Origin of the sequence: Rheinheimera sp., from assembly GCF_030824435.1 — a bacterium.
Taxonomy (GTDB): Bacteria; Pseudomonadota; Gammaproteobacteria; order Enterobacterales; family Alteromonadaceae; genus Pararheinheimera.
In genome coordinates, this window is sequence record NZ_JAVBXS010000008.1 from 61,605 (window position 1) to 81,169 (window position 19,565).

The following is a 19,565-nucleotide window of genomic DNA, read 5'->3' on the forward strand; positions in this document are numbered from 1 at the left end:
AGAGTCTGCGACCGGATCGCTGAAATAACAAGTTTAACCGGCGCTTTTTTTCAGCAGGTAACGATAAGGTAACTCTGAAGTATCCATTGCCAGCAATTCGTGATCCATAAAGCGGCAAAAAGCCGGTATATCACGGGTAGTCGCCGGGTCGTCAGCCAGAATTAACAAGGTCTGGCCTGTAGCCATTTTGCGGATTGTCAGCCGCACCATCATCACAGGCTCAGGGCAACGTAAACCCAAAGCATCCAGTTGTTGATCGGCATTGGCAAACAAGTCAGTCATCGTCAGTTCCGGTGTGGTGGCAGAGGCGCTTATGGTAACGGCTCCGCTGCTGATATTCAAAATATAAAAAACGGCCATCAAGGCCGTCTTTTTATATCACCAGATGCAGAAACTGCAGTTAGGCCAAACCTGAATCCCTGGTCATATTTTCATTACGATCACGATGCACTATCACGTTGTCTTCAATACGAATACCGCCAAATTTGCGCATGGCGTCTACTTTATGCCAGTTCACGTATTTGCCGTTTTCGCTTTGTTTCAGCGTGGCCAACAACGAATCAATAAAATACAAACCGGGTTCTATGGTAAATACCATGCCGGGCTCTACCAAACGGGTAGAACGCAGGAAAGGGTGATTGTCCGGTGCCGCAACATGAGTGCCACGCTCGTCCGCCATAAAACCACCCACATCATGCACCTGCAGCCCCAAATGATGGCCAATGCCGTGTGGGTAAAAAGTGCGGCTGATTTCGGTTTCTACTATAGCGTCGGCGCCCAGCTGCACTAAATCAAAGTCGGCCAGAATATTGGCAACCAGCTGATGGGACTTTAAATGCACTTCAGTGTATTTAATGCCGGGTTTTAAGCTGTCGACCAGCTGTAATTCAATGGCATTCATCGCCTGGATCAGCGCAGCAAATTCGTCGTTTTTGGCGCTGTAAGTGCGGGTAATATCGGCGGCATATCCATGGAAAGACGCACCGGCATCTATTAAAAACGAATGATGTTGTTGTGGTTTTTGCCGCTCCAGCACTGTGTAATGCAAAATAGCGGCGTTTTGGTTGAGCGCAATAATATTGCCATAAGGCACTTCGTTTTCGCCCTGACCAACGGCAGCCAGATAAGCCAGCTGAATATCAAATTCACTGCCGCCAGCACGAAAGGCAGCTTCTGCTGCTTTGTGCCCCTGCACTGCAATCTGGTTGGCTTCGCGCATACAAGCCAGTTCATAATCGGTTTTATAAGCGCGGTGATAATGCAGGTAACTCAGCACACCTTCAGGGTTCAGTTCGGTAAAACCTAAAGCTTTGGCCAGCTCCAGCTGTTCACCCAAATAGGCCATACGCGCTTTATCGTACGGCAGAATTTGCTCAACTTTGGTTGCTTTATCAATAAGCTGAATATCAAAAAAACCAGCCCAGAAGTCGGTAGGCGCATCCGGCACCTTGTGCCAAAAATCAACAGGCAAATAAAACACCAGTTTAGGTTTATTGACGCCGTCGACGATGAGCCAGCAATGTGGGTTGTCGACCAGCGGTAACCAGGCTTTAAATAGCGGATTTACTTTAAAAGGGTAATCCATGTCATCCAGAAACTGCCTTTTGGCCTGGCCTGAATGAATCACCAGCGCATCCAGATTTTCCCGTGCCAGCACGGCTTTGGTGCGTTGTTGCAGTTCAAACAGGTGAGCGGCGTACAAAGATTGGTAAGCTGGTCGCATGGCTTTTCCTATGATGATTCATTAATTTAAGTTACATCAGCCGCTGTAGCGGCTGCAATATAGCCAACTGTGTTTAAGCCTTTCAGGTTGCCTGACCTACCTGCATATTGCTTAACGGCACAAATACATCCCGGTTCTGGTTCATCCTGATATTGTAAATCTGATAATAAGCCAGCACTGCTTTAACATATTCCCGTGTTTCTTTAAACGGAATAGTCTCTATCCAGATATCCAGCGGCATCTGCCGGTTTTTGGGCAACCAGGTTTTGACCCTACTGTAACCGGCATTATAAGAAGCGGTAGCAAACACCAGATTATTGTTGTTTTGCCGCATTAAATAATTCAGATAGTCGGTGCCCATATCAATATTTACATTGGGGTTATACAAGGTTTGTACCGCAACCCGTCGCCCTGTGATGTGTTTGGCGGTTTGCGGCATAATTTGCATTAAACCATGAGCGCCAACAGGGGATTTTGCCGTTGGAATAAAAGTACTTTCGCGCCGGGTAATGGCCATGGCCCAGGCAGGGTCTACCTGAGCAGCTTTGGCATGTTTTTGAATTTCCTGGTTAAACACCATAGGAAAACGCATTTCTACATCATCCCAATAACCGGCATCGGCCAAAGCAAAAATGGCTCTGTCATACCAGCCTTTGTCATAAGCATATTTGGCGGCGCTGAGTTTTTCTGGTTCAGTACCGTATTTTTGCAGGAAGGTCAGTTCACGTTTGGCGGCATTAGGCCGGCCAATGGCCTGCCATTCATACATCCGTGCTATAGCGGCGCTCTTTTTAAAGGCCTGATATTGTTCGGCCGTAACAGGCACTGGTTTATGCGCCAGGCTGGGTTTTAACCCTAATTTAGCAGCCGCCATAAAACCATAATAACTGCGCTCTTCTGCCAGTTTGCTCAGCAGTTGTTTGCCTTGTTCCTGCTGCCCAAGCTCCTGTAACACTCTGGCCTGCCAATAACGTAAGTTATCTTTATTGCGGCTTTCTTCCGGCAACTCCTCCAGCATTTGTTTTACTTTTTCCCACTGGCTTTGCCGCAGCAGCCAGGCCAGTTGCCACTGAATAAATAAATCGTCTTTTAGCTCCACCGGTACCATCGGCATAAATTTGGCGGCTCGTGGGTCGTCTTTACTGGCAAGTGCAATAGCAAACTGGCGGGCGACGTCAGTACGCAGCGCTTTGGTAAACTGGGCGTCAGCTTCAAACCTTTGCCATACCCGCAGTGCTTGCTCCGGCTGCTTCCACACCATTTTTTTCAGCGCATACGCCAGAATTTCCCTTTCCCAACGGTGTTTTAACGGCAGAAATTTTTGTCTTTGCACCAGGCCCGGGTTTTCAATCACTTGTTTCCATTTATCGCCAAGGTACTGCAGGTTTTTTGGCAGCAGGGTGCGTAAATACGGAATAATGCGTTCATCACCACCATCAGCGGCTTTGGTTAAACGCGCCCAGACCACTTCAGGCGTGCGCTGGCCGGCTTTTTGCCAGCGGCTGAATAGGGAGTCACACTCTTTGGGCAAAGATTTGCCGACAGTCCACAATTTGGCAACTTCAGGCCAGATGGTTTTTGCCGGTTCATTGATCAGTCGCAGTTGCAGCGCATAACAGTCCAGCACTGTGTCTGTCCCCATCTGATAGTTTTTCAGATAAGGCTGGGTTAAACCAACACCGGCTAAATACATTAACCAGCGTTTTTTCATTGGCCATTCCAGCGGAGTGCCCTGATGGCGTTTTAAAAAGTCTTTCACGTCTGCCGTATTGCCAAGGGAACGGCTTAAATACTCCAGCTCTACATAAGGTTTGAGCGGGTAATGATGCAAGTCCCGCAACATACGTTCTGCCTGTTGTGGACTGGCTTTTTGAATGTTTTTTTCTGCTTTAAGAAAACGTTCACGCAGCACCTGATCAGAAGGTGCTGCCAAAGTGTTGCAGCTGAACGTCAGCAGCAGCGACGCTAAAAGAGTTGTTCCTGATATGCCGAACTTCGGTTGCCACATCTGTATAAATACCACCTATAGTTACACAGTTGTCGACGGCGAATTCAAACAAGCGTTTAAATAACGGTTGAATTTTTTTCTGAACCGCGACACACTGGACCCGCACAAGACTCATCTGACCTGTTGCGATAAAAAAGCATTTGTCACCTACGCGACGAAGGAGAACATCCATGATCTACCAGAGTTCCAGCATTACCGTGCAATACATTGCCGACGGTATTGCCGAGTTTACCTTTAACGCAGCCGGCTCGGTAAACAAATTTGACCAGCAAACGCTGGCCGATTGCCGTGCAGCGCTGGAAATCCTGCACAAAGATGCAAACCTCAAAGGTTTAATTTACACCAGTGCCAAAGAAACTTTTATTGTTGGCGCTGATATTACTGAATTTTTAGCCACTTTCCAAAAACCTGAAGCCGATTTAATCCCCTGGATTAAACAAGCGTCAGACATCTTCGACCTCGCTGAAGATTTGCCAGTTCCAACAGTAGTTGCATTAAATGGTTTTGCTTTAGGCGGCGGTTGTGAGTGGTCTTTAACGGCCGACTACCGTGTGGCCGACACCAGCACCAAAATTGGTTTACCTGAAGTAAAACTTGGCCTGATGCCAGGTTTTGGTGGTACAGCCCGTTTACCTCGTATTGTCGGTGCAGATACTGCGATGGAGTGGATCACCACAGGTAAAGAACGTGGCGCCGAACAAGCTTTAAAAGAAGGTGCTGTTGATGCCGTAGTGGCACCGGCTAAATTAAAAGAGGCGGCTCTTTCGATGGTGCAGGACGCCATTGCCGGCAAGCTGAACTGGCGTCAGAAACGCGCAGCCAAGTTAGCACCACTGAAACTGAACAAAACCGAAGCCATCATGAGCTTTAACACTGCCAAAGGCATGGTGTTTGCCAACGCTGGTAAACATTACCCTGCGCCTATGCTGGCCGTAGAAACCATTGAAAAAGCTGCACGTTTAGACCGCGCCGGTGCAGTAGCGCTGGAAAATGCCGGTTTTGCCAAACTGGCAAAAACTGACGCTGCCACTGCACAAATTGGTTTATTCCTGAACGACCAGCTGATTAAAGGCAAAGCCAAACAAGCCGGCAAAATGGCGAAAAAAGCCATCAATAAAGCGGCTGTGTTAGGCGCCGGCATTATGGGTGGTGGTATCGCTTACCAGTCAGCCTCTAAAGGCGTGCCTGTTGTGATGAAAGACATCAACGACAAAGCGCTGCAACTGGGTATGGGTGAAGCCATTAAGCTGTTGGGCAAACTGGTGGAGCGCAAACGTTTAGACGCTGCCGGTATGGCCAAAGTGATTGCTTCTATTACACCTACGCTGTCGAACGAAACCGTCAAAGGTGTCGACATTGTGGTAGAAGCCGTTGTGGAAAACCCAAAAATCAAAGGCGCTGTGCTGAAAGAAATTGAAACTGTGGTTGGCCCAGACGCTATTATCACCTCCAACACTTCAACAATTTCTATCAATACCTTAGCGGCGAATTTAGAAGACCCAAGTCGTTTCTGCGGTATGCACTTCTTTAACCCTGTGCACCAGATGCCGTTGGTAGAAATTATCCGAGGTAAAGACACTTCAGACGAAACCATCGCAGCTGTGGTGGCATATGCTGCCAAAATGGGTAAATCACCAATTGTTGTGAACGACTGCCCTGGTTTTTACGTCAACCGCGTGTTGTTCCCGTATTTTGCTGGTTTTAGCAAATTAGTGCTGGATGGTGCCGATTTTGCCAAAGTCGACAAAGTGATGGAAAAACAATTTGGTTGGCCTATGGGCCCGGCGTATTTGCTGGACGTAGTGGGTTTAGACACTGCGCATCATTGTACCGACGTGATGGCCGCTGGTTTCCCAACCCGCATGGCAAAAGTCGATAACGACCCGGTTAGCGCTATGTATAACGCTCAGCGTTTTGGTCAGAAAAACGGTGTTGGTTTTTACGCTTACAGCAAAGACGCTAAAGGCAAACCGAAAAAAGACCTGGACGCAGCAAGCGCAGCTTTGTTAGCTGGCGTAGCAGCTCCGGCCAAAGATTTTTCAGCCGATGAAATTATTGCCCGCACTATGATCCCAATGATTAACGAAGCCATTCGTTGTTTAGAAGAAGGCATAGTGGCCTCAGCGGCGGAAGCTGATATGGGCCTGATTTACGGTTTAGGTTTCCCTCCGTTCCGCGGTGGCCCGCTGCGTTATGTGGACACCATGGGTCTGGCCAACTTTGTAGCTTTGGCTGACCAATACGCGCACTTAGGTGAAATTTACCAGGTGACTGATAAAACCCGCGCCATGGCTGCCAGCGGCCAGGTGTTTTACCCGGTTTAATTGCGGAGAATTACCATGAAACAAGCTGTGATTGTCGACTGCATCCGGACCCCAATGGGTCGCTCCAAAGCCGGTATTTTCCGTAATGTCCGTGCTGAACAACTGTCTGCTTATGTGATGAGCGGCATTTTAGAACGTAACCCTGGCCTGAACCCAAGCGACATCGACGATGTGATTTGGGGTTGTGTACAACAAACGCTGGAGCAGGGTTTTAACGTAGCGCGCAACGCGGCGTTATTGGCCGGTATTCCGCATTCTGTGCCGGCCGTTACCGTAAACCGTCTGTGCGGTTCTTCAATGCAAGCGTTGCATGACGCTGTGCGTTCTATCGCCATGGGCATGGGTGAAGTGTATTTAATTGGTGGTGTGGAGCATATGGGCCATGTGCCTATGACCCACGGTGTTGATTTCCACCCTGGCCTGGGTGTTTCAGTGGCCAAAGCTGCCGGCATGATGGGCTTAACTGCTGAATTGCTTGGTAAAATGCACGGCATCAGCCGTCAGGACCAGGATGAATTTGGTGCCCGTTCACACCGTTTAGCCCATGAAGCTACGTTGGAAGGTCGTTTTAAAAACGAAATTCTGCCGTGTTTAGGGCATGACGCTGATGGCGTGCTGAAGCTGTTTGATACTGACGAAGTGATCCGTCCTGAAACTACAGTGGAGTCGCTGGCGGCACTGCGTCCGGTATTTGACCCGGCCAACGGTACTGTAACAGCCGGTACTTCTTCAGCCTTATCAGACGGCGCTTCTGCCATGCTGGTGATGAGTGAAGACAAAGCCCGCGCTTTAGGCCTGAAGATCCGTGCCCGTGTTATTGGTATGGGTGTGGCCGGTTGCGACCCGTCTATTATGGGTTACGGCCCTGTACCAGCATCGAAAAAAGCGTTAAAAGCCGCTGGCTTAGACATTGGTCAAATCGACTTCTTCGAGCTGAACGAAGCTTTTGCTGCCCAGGCGCTGCCGGTAATGAAAGACTTAGGTTTGCTGGAAGTGAAAGAAACCAAAGTAAACTTAAACGGTGGTGCTATTGCACTGGGTCACCCGCTGGGCTGCTCAGGCTCGCGTATTTCCACCACCTTGCTGAACGTGATGGAAAGCAAAGGCGGCAAATACGGTTTAGCCACTATGTGTATAGGTTTAGGCCAGGGTATTGCGACTGTATTTGAGCGCGTTGATGCTTAACTAGCAGACGCGCTGGCGGATAAGGGGTTTAGGCTTTTATCCGGTGAAACGAAAAAGGGCTGATGATTGATCAGCCTTTTTTATTGGTCAATTTAAAACCGTTGCCTCAGTAGGTGGCTATTTATGGGTAGGGCGTACCCGCCGCAAAGCGGCAGTACGCCGGGGGAGTTATTTTTTTCAGCAGCTTTGGTTGCGGCATGTGCCGTGGGGCTGCCGACAACCAACCACCGGCAGCTACTGCGTTCGCCCGTTCGCGCCTCCCGCGCTCACTCTTGAATGCTCACTCCGCAGCTCCCGGTTGTAGGTTGGGGAATTTCTCTAATCATCAGATATCCAATGGTTGCTAGCCGCTTTTGTATACATTTTTTATTTCATCTGGGACAAATGTATATTTCGACACTTCCTCGATAATTTCCGGGTGCAGAGAAAACGGAGAATTTTCAGCCATTTTGCCACTTTTCATAAGTACTGACTTTCTGTTGGAATTTGTGTAGTAGAGGTTGCACCAAACTAAATCAGGTCTTGCCCTGGATTTTCGATTCTCCAGTGTTTTTTCAAGATACCCGCCCGGCACGAGAGTATTTATTTTGTTCGGTTTTTCGATGGATCTAATAGCTTCGTGTTTGTCGTTGCATACCGAAACAAAATGGTCTCCAGAATAAACATATAACTCAGCATTACAAAAGCGGCGCAATTCCCAAACAGCACGATCTAGCTTTGCTAGTTCACAGTCGTTTATAAACCAGGAGATCTCTAAATACCGAAATCTTGCGCCATATTCTTCAAGACGAGCTATGAATTTCTTTGTTTGCTCCGATAGCGCTATATCTAGCTTCTCGGAAATAAGCTCCAAGCTCCGGTTTACTTCGTGCTTTATATAATCTTTTTTAGGCTTTGGGATGCGGGTGAGAATTGCAATACATTTGGCATATTTTTCAAGAGCATGAAGCGCAGACCAATGGAACTGCGGGAATAGATCGGTCTTATATGCGATGCGGGCGAGAATATAATCTTTATCAGCTGTATCTCGATAAGCTCTCAGAGCAAAACTGTTTACCTTTTGCATCATGTTGTGAGACATGCATATCCTCTAATTGGCTTACATTGATTGCCTTTAATGGGATTCAAACTATCTGCTTTTGTTTTTATGTTCAATAACACATTTCAGTTAAGGGTACAGGAATGTTGTGCCTGCGAAATACCGGAACAAGCCATTAAAGTTACTGAAGCGGCCGGGTGACAGCAAAAGCAGACCGTTTGCGGCATGGATGCCGCAATCGAGCCTACAGGGATGTATTTACGGCGTGTCTGCGTTGCTGTTACCCGTGCCGCCCAAGCCGGTCGGGAAACTTATAGAAAGTGACAAGCCAAGAGATTCAACGATAAAGAAGCGACCTTAAGCAACCGCCAGCTTCACCGCAATCCCAGCTAAAGTCATAGCCACCAGGCCATCAAATACCCGCCAGCGTTTGGGTGAACTCAGCACAGTCTTTAGCTTGTGCGCCAAATCGGTCAGGCTGCTCAACCAGATAAAGGATTCCAGACAAGCGCGCCCACCGTAAACCAGGCTGGCTGCGCTTGCAAAGTGCCAACACCGGCAATCAGTCGATCATCTGGTTCATCTCGCCATAACTCAAATGACTCACCGCTGGTTGCAAAGAACCGGTTTGCTGAAATATTTGCATCTGAGCCAATACATGGCCGTATGCGGATTCAGCCATAAAGGACCCTGCGCTATAACGTTTGACTCCTGTGGCGAATATTTCGTTGGCGCTCGGCGCACCTGGTAATGCCATCACACTCAAGGGCCCATCGATACCACGGGCCACTTGCTGGCACAGTGCCAAATCGATTAAACCGGGAATAAACACCCCATCTGCACCAGCCGCAATATAAGCCTGAGCCCGGTTGATTAAGTTGTCGGCATCCTTGCTGCCGCCGCGAAGCAATACATCCATCCTTGCATTAATAAATAACGGGTAGTCCAATGCTTTGCAGGCTTCACGCAATTGTTGAATGCGTTGTGCGCCGCGAACAACATCGAGCATATTGCCGTCCTGTGTATCTTCCAGATTTACACCCGCCACTCCGGCTGCCAACAGATCTTGCGCCAAATCGCTCATGCTTTCACCGGCGCTAAGCAAGCCGTTTTCAACGTCGATCGACACAGGTAGTTCGGTGCTGGCTACAATTGCAGCCGCATGTTGCATCACGCATTTGCGTGGGATGGTATGGCCATCGGCATAGCCCATTGTCCATGCAACGCCAGCGCTGGTGGTTGCAATTGCGGTCGCACCGGCTTTTTCGGCAAGCCGCGCAGTCATCAGATCCCATACATTATTGAGGAGTAAACCGCCTTGGCTGTGTAACTGGCGGAATGTCGTGATTTTGTTTTTTAATTTAGTGCTTAACATGATGTTCCTTAAATTTTTGAGTGCCAGAGCGGTGGGTGGTATACCCATCATCCTTGAAGATTCGGGGTTGTTGCCAAAACATTTATTGCCGGAACATTTGCATACGCCAATTCACTTCCCAGGTTTTGCCTTGATCAGCTGACATCGCTTGCTCCCAGCGTGGGGTTTCGGTGTCGGTATCAAACCATTTATAACGAACCCGAATAGGTTTGCCGTCCAGTTCATCATCACATTCGAAGATGCCAATGCCATTTTCAAATTTACCTACGACGGGTGGCATTAAACTACCGGCGCTATTAAGACCAGCGTTGATATTGTCGAGCCAATAAATACTCCACAATTGTGTTTGCGGATTAAACAAACGCAGCGACATGCCGACAAAACCCGGGCGCCAGCAGGGGGCGAGGAAATCGTCGTAGTTGCCGATGCCACCAGGCAACAATCGCATCTCCTGGCTCGCTTCGAAGTGCTCCCAGTCGTTGGACTGTTGCAAACGATGACGCAGCCGTTGGTTTTCTATCCGCCAGCGGCCGACGAAAAAATCAAAATCATGTTGAGGGTTATTCAAACTTTGTTTTCCTTGCTTGAGAGATGGTGCAGCAGGGCAAATGCCGAATGAGATCATAAGGCGCCGGCCTCTATCAGCACATAGACAAAACCAAGAAATTGGCCTGGGTGAACCACGGATTTCACAGATTTAAACCGGTTTTACTTTGGATTTCACCTAAGCGGCAGGAGCTTGCTAAATTGCCCCGCAAGTACAGGATTTAAGTTAGAAAAAACGCTGCGCATTTATTGCGCAGTGGTTGATCCAAGGCGGCGCTGATGCTGCAAATTGCCGTTGGCAGACGCCAGTTTTGAGGCGCGCGTTAAGAGGATTTCGGCAGTTGATCACCATGGCAGCGCGGACGGTTTTCAAACTGCGATGACAGCACCATCGAGGTACTGGTTTTGCCAAGTTTACCCAACGACATTAACACCTCTTGTAAATGTTCCGGCGAGGTGACACCGATGTGCATCAGCGCGCAGTGGTTGCCGGTGGTCGCGTGCAGGGCTAACACCTCGGGATGTGCTGCGGCCCAGGCATCCAGGGCGGCATGTGAATCCACTACAATGTTGATAAAGGCTTCAAAGCTATAACCCAAGGCGCGCAAATTGACTCGCGTCTGGTAGCCCGTAATTACCCCAGCTTCTTCCAAACGCCGCACCCGCTCTGTTACTGCTGGCGCAGTGAGATGGACTTGCCGGCCAATTTCGGTGTAACTGATGCGCGCATTGCTTTGCAGCAGAGCGATAATTTTACGATCGTAGTTATCAAGTTCAAAAGCCATAGTAAACCTGGTGAAATACCTTTAATTCAGTGGTTATAACAGTGCAAATGCCTGGGATTTGCACTGTGTCGGTACAAGGTTTCCACTTACCATAGTGGCTTGTTATTGCCACTTTAGCAGATGCTCATCGATGCAAAATATCATTGAAATCCGCAGTTACCAATTAAAACCAGGCACCGGGTCACAGTTCCATCAATTGTTACATGAAAAATCCTTGCCACTGTTGGCCGCCGCAGGGATTGATGTGGTTCTCGCCACCGCCTCTTTGCAAACGCCAGACGCCTACATGCTGGTGCGGGCTTATCACAGTTTCGCGGATTGTGAGCAACGCCAGCAGGCGTTTTATGCCAGTGCCGCCTGGCAAAATGGGCCACGGGCCGCTATTTTGGCTTGCATAGAAAGCTGCAACACTATGGTGTTGGCGGCCGATGCTACTTTGATCAAGAGCTTGCGCCAGCATGCCGGACCGACCCCGTGATCAAAAACGGCAGGTGATGTATCCAGTGAACGATCATAAACAGCGACGAATGCGAATGTTGCATCAAGTTGCAATGAAGTGGCGCGCTATAGCGCCACGGCAAGCTTTAACACAATCGTCGTCATATCATCACCCCTTATCAAACACCCGCCAGCGTTATACCACCGCCAATTTCAGCGCTATACCTGCCAAAGTTAGTGCCACCAGCGCATCAAATACCCGCCAGCGTTTTGGGGAGCTCAGCACAGTTTTAAGCTTGGGGGCCAAAGCGGTCAGGCTGCTAAACCAGATAAAAGATGCCAGACAAGCGCCAACCGTAAACCAGCCCGGTTGTGGCTGCAAAGTACCAACACCACCAATCAGCACCACAGTGTCCAGATACACATGAGGGTTAAGCAAAGTGATAGCAAGCGCTGTGAGCGCGGTTTTTGGCCAGGGCTGCACCTGCACTTGTTGTTTTGCCAGTAAACCTTGGCTGCCTTGCCAGGCACGGCGGGCGGCGCCATAAGCCAACCACAACAACATCAACACCCCACACCAGGTGAGCACCGGCACCAGCGGTGGCATTATTTGTTGTAACCACTGCACACTGTAAACGCCGGTGATAATCAGCAGCGCATCGCAGCTGATACATACCAGCGCTATTACTAGCCGGTTGGCGCCGGCCATACTCTGGCTCAGTACCCAAATATTCTGCGCGCCAATGGCCACAATTAAACTCAGGCCCACGGTAAAACCGGTAAAAAATGACAACATAGGGTGTTCCTCAAAAAAGCCGTGGGCAAAGCAAAGCTGATATCGGGGTGAAAAGTCGTAGCGGCAACTGCAGCAAAAGCTGCGATTGGCTAGCTAAAAGCCAGTTTCAGCTCTGTCAGTCAACTCTGGTCAGAGTGTAAAGAACCGCACTACAATGAATCCAACGAATAATTTTTATCCTGCATGAGTTTTAATCATGATTGATTATCGGCTGTTACAAGCTTTGGCGGCAGTGATTGAACAACAGGGTTTTGAAAAAGCGGCGCAGCAGTTGTGTTTAACCCAGTCGGCTATTAGCCGGCGAATTAAACAGTTGGAAGCTTTATTGGGCCAGCCGGTATTGCTGCGCACCTCGCCACCTGTTGCTACTGTGGCAGGGCAACGTTTGCTGAATCATCTGCAACAAGTGCGGCAAATGGAAGCGGCGCTTGGGCTTACCGACGACCCGGAGCATTTAGTAGTGCGGTTGGCGACTAATGCCGATTCTTTGGCAACCTGGTTGCCACAGGCTTTGGTGCTACCGGACCACCCCGGTGTGCAGTTTGATTTAGTGGTTGAAGATCAATCTGTTGGCTTAAAGCGCATGAAGCAGGGCGACGTGATGGCCTGTGTTTGTGACGCTGCCCAGCCAGTGAATGGTGGTGCAGTGTTGTATCTGGGTGCGCTGCGGTATAGGGCTGTAGCAAGTTTGGATTTTGTGAAAAGGCATCAGCTTGAGCAAAACCTGCCGGCCAAAATAGCGGCTTTGCCTTGTATGGTGTTTAGTCAGCATGATCAGCTGCAACATCAGTATCTGGCCGATATTGCCGGCGCCACACCACAGCGGGTGCATTTATGCCCATCTTCTGAAGGTTTTGTCCGAGCTGTGCTGGCGGGTTTAGGCTTTGGTTTATTGCCAGAGCTGCAAAGCCAACATTTGTTGGATTCAAGGCAACTTATTGATTTATCGCCCGGTTATTTTCTGGATACCCCTTTGTATTGGCATTATTGGCAAAGTGAAAGCCCGCTGCTGCAACTGTTGCGACAGCGGGTAGAGCAGACGGCTAAACAGTATTTAGTACAAACCTAACATATTGACTGATATGATAATTACGACGTTGCCAATGGTAGTTTGAGCTTTTGCCATCAGCAAAACTGGTTGGGAAAAGGTGCATAGGAAAAGCATAAAAATGGCAGATTTTGTATTACAGCCGCTGTTAACCGGTACACAAATCAGTTTGTTACCGCTGCAAGCCGATGATTTTGAGGCCTTATACCTTGCCGCCAGCGACCCTTTGATTTGGCAGCTACACCCAGAACCCAATCGTTATCAGCGGGAGGTATTTCAGCGTTTTTTCGACAGCGGCATAGCCTCCGGCAGCGCTTTTAAGGTGATTGATAACCAAAGTGGTTTAGTCATTGGCTCCAGCCGTTATTACGATATCAATTTGCCAGAACGTGAACTGGCGATAGGTTATAGCTTTTTAGCGCGCAGCCATTGGGGCGGGGTTGTGAATGGTGAAATGAAACAACTGATGCTGCAACATGCTTTTTTGCATGTCGATAAAGTCTGGTTGCATATTGGTGCAGACAATATCCGTTCGCGTCGTGCCGTCGAGAAAATTGGTGGGGTATTTTCGCATCAGGTCGAAGATATCAATGCGGCCGGTGAAACCGAATATAAAGTGCATTATTACCTGACGCCGGCTTTGTATCAGGCTGCCGTGTCAGCTGCTGCAACATAACCATGTTTTGTTACAGCCATTTAGCTGCTAAATACCGGAACAAGCATGAGCCAACAGCAATAAAAAATGCCGGATTAAACATTAGTTTTAACCCGGCATTAAAATTTAAATATTGTTTTAAAACAACTAGATAAAAATAGCGCTAACCTGGAACAAACGTTCCACTTCACCAATAAACTTTTTATCAACCAAAAACAAAATTACATGGTCGTCGGTTTCAATCACTGTGGCGTCGTGACCAATCATCACTTCATCACCGCGCACTATGGCGCCAATGGTGCAGCCTGGCGGCAGTTTAATTTTGCCGATGGCCTGACCTACAACTTTTGACGTGGTTTTATCACCATGCGCTATCGCTTCAATAGCTTCAGCGGCGCCACGGCGTAAGGAATACACATTCACAATGTCACCACGACGCACGTGGGTTAACAAGGCCGAGATAGTGGCTTGTTGTGGCGACACCGCTATATCTACTTCACCACCTTGCAGCAAATCTACATAAGCGCCGCGTTTAATCAGCACCATGGTTTTTTGTGCGCCCATCCGTTTGGCCAGCATGGCCGACATAATGTTGGCTTCGTCGTCGTTGGTGACAGCTAAAAACACGTCAACCTGATCGATGTTTTCTTCCTGCAACAACTCAGGGTCGGACGCATCACCGGCATACACCACAGTGTTTTCCAGGGTGCTGGATAAATATTCGGCGCGCTCTTTGCTGCGTTCTATCAGCTTCACACTATGAGTTTTTTCTAAAGCTTTGGCCAAGCCAAAACCCACGTTACCACCGCCGGCAATCATAATGCGCCTGTAGCTGTTTTCCAGCTTTTGCAGTTCGCTCATCACAGCGCGGATATGTTTGGTGGCCGCGACAAAAAACACTTCGTCGTCGGCTTCAATAATAGTGGTGCCTATAGGTTTAATGGCATGACCACGACGGTAGATAGCCGCCACCCGGGCATCAATATGTGGCATATGTTCACGCAGCGTGGAAAGTGCATGACCTACCAGCAAACCACCATAATAAGCTTTAACCGCCACTAAACTGACTTTGCCACCGGCAAATTCCACTACCTGCAAGGCGCCCGGGTAGTCGATTAAACGGCGGATATAGTCGGTCACCAGAGTTTCAGGCGCAATAAAGTGGTCGACCGGCATATCGTCTTTATTAAACAACTGGTCACGGTATTTGATGTATTGGTTGGTACGAATACGCGCCACTTTGGTTGGCGTATTAAAAATACTGTAAGCCACCTGGCAAGCGACAATATTCACTTCATCGCTGTTGGTGACCGCAATAATCATATCGGCGTCTTCAGCACCGGCCTTTTTTAAGATATCCGGATGAGCGCTGTGGCCATGCACTACCTGCAAATCAAATTTATCCTGCAATGCCCGCAGTTTTTCGGCGTTGATATCCACCACAGTAATATCGTTTTCTTCACCGACCAGGTTTTCCGCCAAAGTGGCTCCAACCTGACCAGCGCCCAGAATGATAATTTTCATCCATTTGCCTTTTTGCTGAGTTTTGCGTAGAAAAAGCCATCTGCCTGTTGTTCGCCCGGCAGAATTTGCATTTGACTGTTGTTGATACCGGCACCTAAAGCCACAGCTTCGGCGTCAGAGTGGTGCGCCAGGAACTGACTGATTTGTAATTGGTTTTCCGCTGGCAATACACTACAAGTGGCATATAACAGCGTGCCGCCCGGTTTTAATAACGGCCAGATCTGGATCAGAATTTGTTGTTGTAAGGTGGCAAGCGCTTGAATATCAGCGGCTTTTCGAAGCCAGCGGATATCCGGATGGCGGCGGATCACGCCGGTAGCCGAGCAGGGCACATCCAGCAAAATGCGGTCAAACTGCTGGCCATCACACCATTGGCGTGGGGTGGCGGCGTCCGCGGCTTTGATCTCAGCCTGATGGCCAAGGCGCGCCAGATTGTCGCGCACTCTGTCCAGCCGTTTGGCGTCTTTATCCAGTGCCAATACCTGAGCCTTTGGCGCAATTTCCAGGATATGACCGGTTTTGCCACCCGGGGCGCAACAGGCATCCAAAATATGTTCGCCGTTTTCCGGCGCCAGAAAAACAGCGGCATATTGGGCCGCTAAATCCTGTACTGCAAACCAGCCATCCAGATAACCGGGCAGCAGCACTACATCAGTGGCATGAGCCAGTAAAATAGCTTGTGGCAAAGTGGGTTCTGGTTGGCTGAACTCTATGCCTTCAGCCGTTAACGCCTGACAAAATGCTTCAATGCTACAACGCTGCACATTCACCCTAAGCCAGAGTGGTGCTTTTTGCTGATTGGCCGCCAGAATTTGTTGCCACTGTTCCGGATAAGCATTCTGCAAAGACGTCACCAACCAGGATGGGTGGTTGGTTTGCACCGGCATAGGCGCCTGACTGACATCAAACAGCTCTGGTTTACGTTGTACTGAACGCAGCACACCGTTAATTAGTTTGGTCATTGACTGACCTTTTAAATAACGGGCGGCTTCTACAGTTTCGCCCACTGCGGCGTGGTCTGGTATCCGTAAAAACTTCAGCTGATAAATACCGACATAAATTAAGAATTGCAGCGGTCTTAATTGTTTAATCAGTGGTTTTGCCATCAGCTGCTGGCAGACAAAATCCAGCAAAGGTAAATGGCGCAGCACACCAAAACAAATTTCCTGCAACAAAGCTTTATCGGCCGGGTTATCAAATTGCAGCTGGGCTTTGGGCAATACATCAGACAAAGATTTGCCCTGGTCCACCACCTGATAACAACAAGTGGCGGCTACCGCTCGCAGGTTAGCGCTCATGCTGTAGCACCCAATTTTTGCCCAACAGGAAACCAGTCGGCGCGGCCATTAATAAAATCGGCCACTGCCATGGCTTTTTTACCTGGTGGTTGTAACTGCTCAAGCACTAAAGCGCCTTCACTGGTGGCAATCACAATGCCTTTTTTATCCACTTTCAGCACTGTGCCCGGCGTTGCTGTTTCTGTCAGAGGTTCAACCCTGGCTTGCCAGATTTTTAATTGCTGGTTGCCCAGTTGCAGGTAACTCACCGGCCATGGATTAAAAGCACGGATCTCCCGCTCCAGTGCTGCTGCTGGTTTGGTAAAATCGAGTTGTGCTTCTTCTTTGCTGAGTTTTTCGGCGTAATTGGCTTGGCTATCGTCCTGCGCTACGGCTTGTTGTTGTAATGCAGGTAAATCCTTCAGGGCATCCAGCAAAGCCTGAGGGCCAATCTCAGCCAGTTTGTTGTACAGGCTGGCGGAAGTGTCGTTAGGTTCAATAGGTAAAGTGGCGATACTCAGCATAGCGCCGGTATCCAGGCCTTCGTCCATTTGCATAATGGTGACGCCGGTTTGGGCATCACCTGCCCATAAAGCCCGTTGAATAGGGGCAGCACCACGCCAGCGCGGCAACAAAGAACCATGCACATTAATACAACCCAGTTTAGGGGTATTCAGCACCACAGCAGGTAAAATCAGGCCATAAGCCACCACCACCATCAGGTCGGCATTTAAGGCAGCAAGCTCGGCCTGTGCTTTGGCTTTTTTCAGTGACTTGGGCTGATAGACCGGAATATCCTGTTGCAGCGCCAGCTGTTTGACCGGACTGGCTTGTAGCTGCTGACCACGACCAGCGGGTCTGTCCGGCTGGCTGTAGACTGCAACCACTTCGTGTTCTGAATTCAGCAAAGCCTGTAAATGGCGGGCGGCAAAATCCGGCGTACCGGCAAAAATAATGCGTAATGGAGTCACTGTTATTCCTGTGATGGCTTAACGAGCCGCGTTGCGGGCTTCTTTTTCCAGCTTTTTCTTGATGCGGTCGCGTTTTAATGGCGACAGGTAATCAATAAAAAGTTTGCCGAGCAGGTGGTCCAGCTCATGTTGCAGGCAAATGGCCAATAAACCATCGGCGTTCAGTTCAAACCATTCACCTTCAAGGTTCTGCGCTTTTACTGTGACTTCAGCGGCGCGTTCCACGTTGGCGTAGCTTTGTGGTACCGACAAACAACCTTCTTCGTAAGTGGTGTCGCCACTTTTAGCGATAATTTCCGGATTGATAAAAATTTGTGGCTGATCGCGGCTTTCAGAGACATCAATAACAACAACCCTCTGATGTACATTGACTTGTGTCGCGGCTAAGCCTATACCATTTTCATCATACATGGTGTCGAGCATATCAGCGACCAGCTGACGGGTTTGGGTTGTTATTTCAGCAACAGGTTTGGCAATAGTACGCAAACGCTCGTCGGGATAATGTAATACGGTTAAGACTGTCATGGCACCTACAAAAATATGCTTTGTTTAAGTATCTGTGATATGGTCTAATTTTAGCCATTAATCAGCTGTATTAACAGCTTAGTCTGCAATAATTACCACAAGTTCGGGCTCAAGGAAGCTGGCATGCTCAAAACAATAACAACCTCACTCGCCGCTTTGCTGCTTTGTTATACAAGTTTATCAACAGCGGAAGAATTAGTGCTCAAGGCTGACGCACCGAAAAATTATACTGTGAAGGAAGGTGATACGCTCTGGGATATTTCCGGTATGTATTTGTCGCAACCCTGGTTGTGGCCACAGTTGTGGAAACTCAATCCACAGGTTGATAATCCGAACCTGATTTACCCTGGTGATGTATTGAGTTTAACTTTTGACGCAGATGGCAACCCTGTGCTGGAAGTCAATGACGACAGCAAAGTGGTAAAAATCTCTCCTGACACCAGCGCCCCGGTAGCTGAGCCTGAAGTGACGGCCAGCGAAGACAGCACCGCTATGAGCCGGCCTGAAGGTTATAAAAAACTGTCGCCGCAACAACGCAAAACAATGAAGTCGACCAAAGCAGTGACAACCTTGCCACTGAAGATGATTCGGCCTTTCCTGACTTATGAACAAGCGCTCAGCGAAAGTGAAATTAACAAACTGCCTTATGTGTTAGGTGCCAACGATCAGATTAAAAATTCGATTAAAGAACATATTCTGTATGTGCGTGGTGAGCTTGAGTTAGGTGCCAGTTATGGTATCTACCGTCAGGGTAAAGCTTATATCGACCCGCAAACTGAAGACTTATTGGGTTACGAAACCATTCTGGTCGCAACGGCTAAAGTTTTCCGGCCGGGCAGCAAAGAAAATAATGAGCCAGCTTCTGTGCAGGTTATCGATGTAAAACAAGAAATTCGTCAGGGTGACAAACTGTTACCTGCGGCCGAAGGTCAGTCCTTACCAGCGTTTTTTGTGATGAAAAAACCGGAAAAATCGATTGAAGGTGTCATTATCGACACCACTTCAGATCTGCGTGAATTTTCCAAGTGGGACATTGTTGTGCTGAACAAAGGGCTGATTGACGATGTTGCACCAGGCCATATGTTCTCAATTTACCGCAATTCACCTTCAGTGGTTGATACCAAACGGGGTCCGGTTTATCTGACCGACGCCAGCAAATATGAAAAGCTGACCGGTGGTATTGATGGTGAAGTGTTGCAAATGCCAAAAGAAAAAATCGGTAATCTGATGGTGTTTAAAGTGTCAGACCGCGTCAGTTTTGCCATTGTCACAGGAACCCGTCAGCCAATACGGGTTGGGGACTTAATAGGCGATATTTAACAGGCCAATACAGCCAGTGGGGGGAT

19 protein-coding genes are annotated in these 19,565 nt (G+C 48.8%); 6 read left to right on the forward strand and 13 right to left on the reverse strand.

The window, feature by feature from the left end; genetic code table 11:
* Positions 1-33: 33 nt before the first annotated feature.
* The 3 genes from tusA to RCH83_RS00440 form a co-directional block, all read right to left on the reverse strand.
* A complete protein-coding gene (gene tusA / locus RCH83_RS00430; protein WP_306517996.1) occupies positions 34-282 on the reverse strand; it encodes a sulfurtransferase TusA in 249 nt (82 codons plus the stop codon).
* A 118-nt stretch (positions 283-400) separates the two neighbouring features.
* Positions 401-1,723 (reverse strand): Xaa-Pro dipeptidase, encoded by a 1,323-nt coding sequence (gene pepQ, locus RCH83_RS00435; protein ID WP_306517997.1) that lies wholly within the window; start codon positions 1,721-1,723, stop codon positions 401-403.
* A gap of 82 nt (positions 1,724-1,805) precedes the next feature.
* Positions 1,806-3,656, reverse strand: a complete 1,851-nt coding sequence (locus RCH83_RS00440) for a transglycosylase SLT domain-containing protein (protein ID WP_306517998.1) — start codon at positions 3,654-3,656, stop codon at positions 1,806-1,808.
* A gap of 245 nt (positions 3,657-3,901) precedes the next feature.
* Between RCH83_RS00440 and fadB the strand changes: the two genes are divergently transcribed.
* Together fadB and fadA are read left to right on the forward strand one after the other, a co-directional pair.
* The gene (fadB, locus tag RCH83_RS00445) at positions 3,902-6,055 is read left to right on the forward strand and encodes a fatty acid oxidation complex subunit alpha FadB (RefSeq protein ID WP_306517999.1); all 2,154 of its coding nucleotides are present in this window, start codon (positions 3,902-3,904) and stop codon (positions 6,053-6,055) included.
* Entirely contained in the window at positions 6,056-7,240 is a 1,185-nt protein-coding gene (gene fadA / locus RCH83_RS00450) for an acetyl-CoA C-acyltransferase FadA (RefSeq protein ID WP_373689722.1), read from the forward strand.
* A 343-nt stretch (positions 7,241-7,583) separates the two neighbouring features.
* On the opposite strand, the gene RCH83_RS00455 is transcribed toward fadA, so the two are convergent.
* The 5 genes from RCH83_RS00455 to RCH83_RS00470 form a co-directional block, all read right to left on the reverse strand.
* The gene (locus RCH83_RS00455; protein ID WP_306518001.1) at positions 7,584-8,321 is read right to left on the reverse strand and encodes a hypothetical protein; all 738 of its coding nucleotides are present in this window, start codon (positions 8,319-8,321) and stop codon (positions 7,584-7,586) included.
* Between the two features lie 315 nt (positions 8,322-8,636).
* Positions 8,637-8,807 (reverse strand): LysE family transporter, encoded by a 171-nt coding sequence (locus RCH83_RS17620; RefSeq protein WP_373689723.1) that lies wholly within the window; start codon positions 8,805-8,807, stop codon positions 8,637-8,639.
* Between the two features lie 34 nt (positions 8,808-8,841).
* Entirely contained in the window at positions 8,842-9,654 is an 813-nt protein-coding gene (locus RCH83_RS00460; protein ID WP_306518002.1) for an isocitrate lyase/phosphoenolpyruvate mutase family protein, read from the reverse strand.
* An 82-nt stretch (positions 9,655-9,736) separates the two neighbouring features.
* Positions 9,737-10,222, reverse strand: a complete 486-nt coding sequence (locus RCH83_RS00465; protein WP_306518003.1) for a hypothetical protein — start codon at positions 10,220-10,222, stop codon at positions 9,737-9,739.
* 301 nt (positions 10,223-10,523) lie between these two features.
* Entirely contained in the window at positions 10,524-10,985 is a 462-nt protein-coding gene (locus tag RCH83_RS00470; RefSeq protein ID WP_306518004.1) for an Lrp/AsnC family transcriptional regulator, read from the reverse strand.
* A gap of 130 nt (positions 10,986-11,115) precedes the next feature.
* Between RCH83_RS00470 and RCH83_RS00475 the strand changes: the two genes are divergently transcribed.
* Positions 11,116-11,463, forward strand: a complete 348-nt coding sequence (locus RCH83_RS00475) for an NIPSNAP family protein (protein ID WP_306518005.1) — start codon at positions 11,116-11,118, stop codon at positions 11,461-11,463.
* Positions 11,464-11,619: 156 nt separating this feature from the next.
* Here RCH83_RS00475 and RCH83_RS00480 read toward each other — a convergent pair whose 3' ends face one another.
* Positions 11,620-12,219: a LysE/ArgO family amino acid transporter gene (locus RCH83_RS00480; RefSeq protein ID WP_306518006.1), complete on the reverse strand. Its 600-nt coding sequence runs from the start codon at positions 12,217-12,219 to the stop codon at positions 11,620-11,622.
* Between the two features lie 196 nt (positions 12,220-12,415).
* Here RCH83_RS00480 and RCH83_RS00485 point away from each other — a divergent pair, with 196 nt between their 5' ends.
* Positions 12,416-13,288, forward strand: coding sequence for a LysR family transcriptional regulator ArgP (locus RCH83_RS00485; RefSeq protein WP_306518007.1), 873 nt, complete (start codon positions 12,416-12,418; stop codon positions 13,286-13,288).
* A 100-nt stretch (positions 13,289-13,388) separates the two neighbouring features.
* Complete coding sequence (locus tag RCH83_RS00490; protein ID WP_306518008.1) at positions 13,389-13,943, forward strand: GNAT family N-acetyltransferase; 555 nt, start codon at positions 13,389-13,391, stop codon at positions 13,941-13,943.
* 126 nt (positions 13,944-14,069) lie between these two features.
* Here RCH83_RS00490 and trkA read toward each other — a convergent pair whose 3' ends face one another.
* From trkA to def, 4 genes are read right to left on the reverse strand one after another with little or no spacing between them, the layout of a single operon-like run.
* Positions 14,070-15,446, reverse strand: a complete 1,377-nt coding sequence (gene trkA, locus RCH83_RS00495; protein WP_306518009.1) for a Trk system potassium transporter TrkA — start codon at positions 15,444-15,446, stop codon at positions 14,070-14,072.
* A complete protein-coding gene (gene rsmB / locus RCH83_RS00500; protein WP_306518010.1) occupies positions 15,443-16,744 on the reverse strand; it encodes a 16S rRNA (cytosine(967)-C(5))-methyltransferase RsmB in 1,302 nt (433 codons plus the stop codon). Before rsmB ends, trkA begins: the two co-directional genes overlap by 4 nt.
* Positions 16,741-17,694, reverse strand: coding sequence for a methionyl-tRNA formyltransferase (gene fmt, locus RCH83_RS00505; RefSeq protein ID WP_306518011.1), 954 nt, complete (start codon positions 17,692-17,694; stop codon positions 16,741-16,743). The genes rsmB and fmt overlap by 4 nt, the downstream gene beginning before the upstream one ends.
* 18 nt (positions 17,695-17,712) lie before the next feature.
* Positions 17,713-18,219: a peptide deformylase gene (gene def, locus RCH83_RS00510; RefSeq protein WP_306518012.1), complete on the reverse strand. Its 507-nt coding sequence runs from the start codon at positions 18,217-18,219 to the stop codon at positions 17,713-17,715.
* A gap of 123 nt (positions 18,220-18,342) precedes the next feature.
* Here def and RCH83_RS00515 point away from each other — a divergent pair, with 123 nt between their 5' ends.
* A complete protein-coding gene (locus RCH83_RS00515) occupies positions 18,343-19,539 on the forward strand; it encodes a LysM peptidoglycan-binding domain-containing protein (RefSeq protein ID WP_306518013.1) in 1,197 nt (398 codons plus the stop codon).
* Positions 19,540-19,565 lie beyond the last annotated feature (26 nt).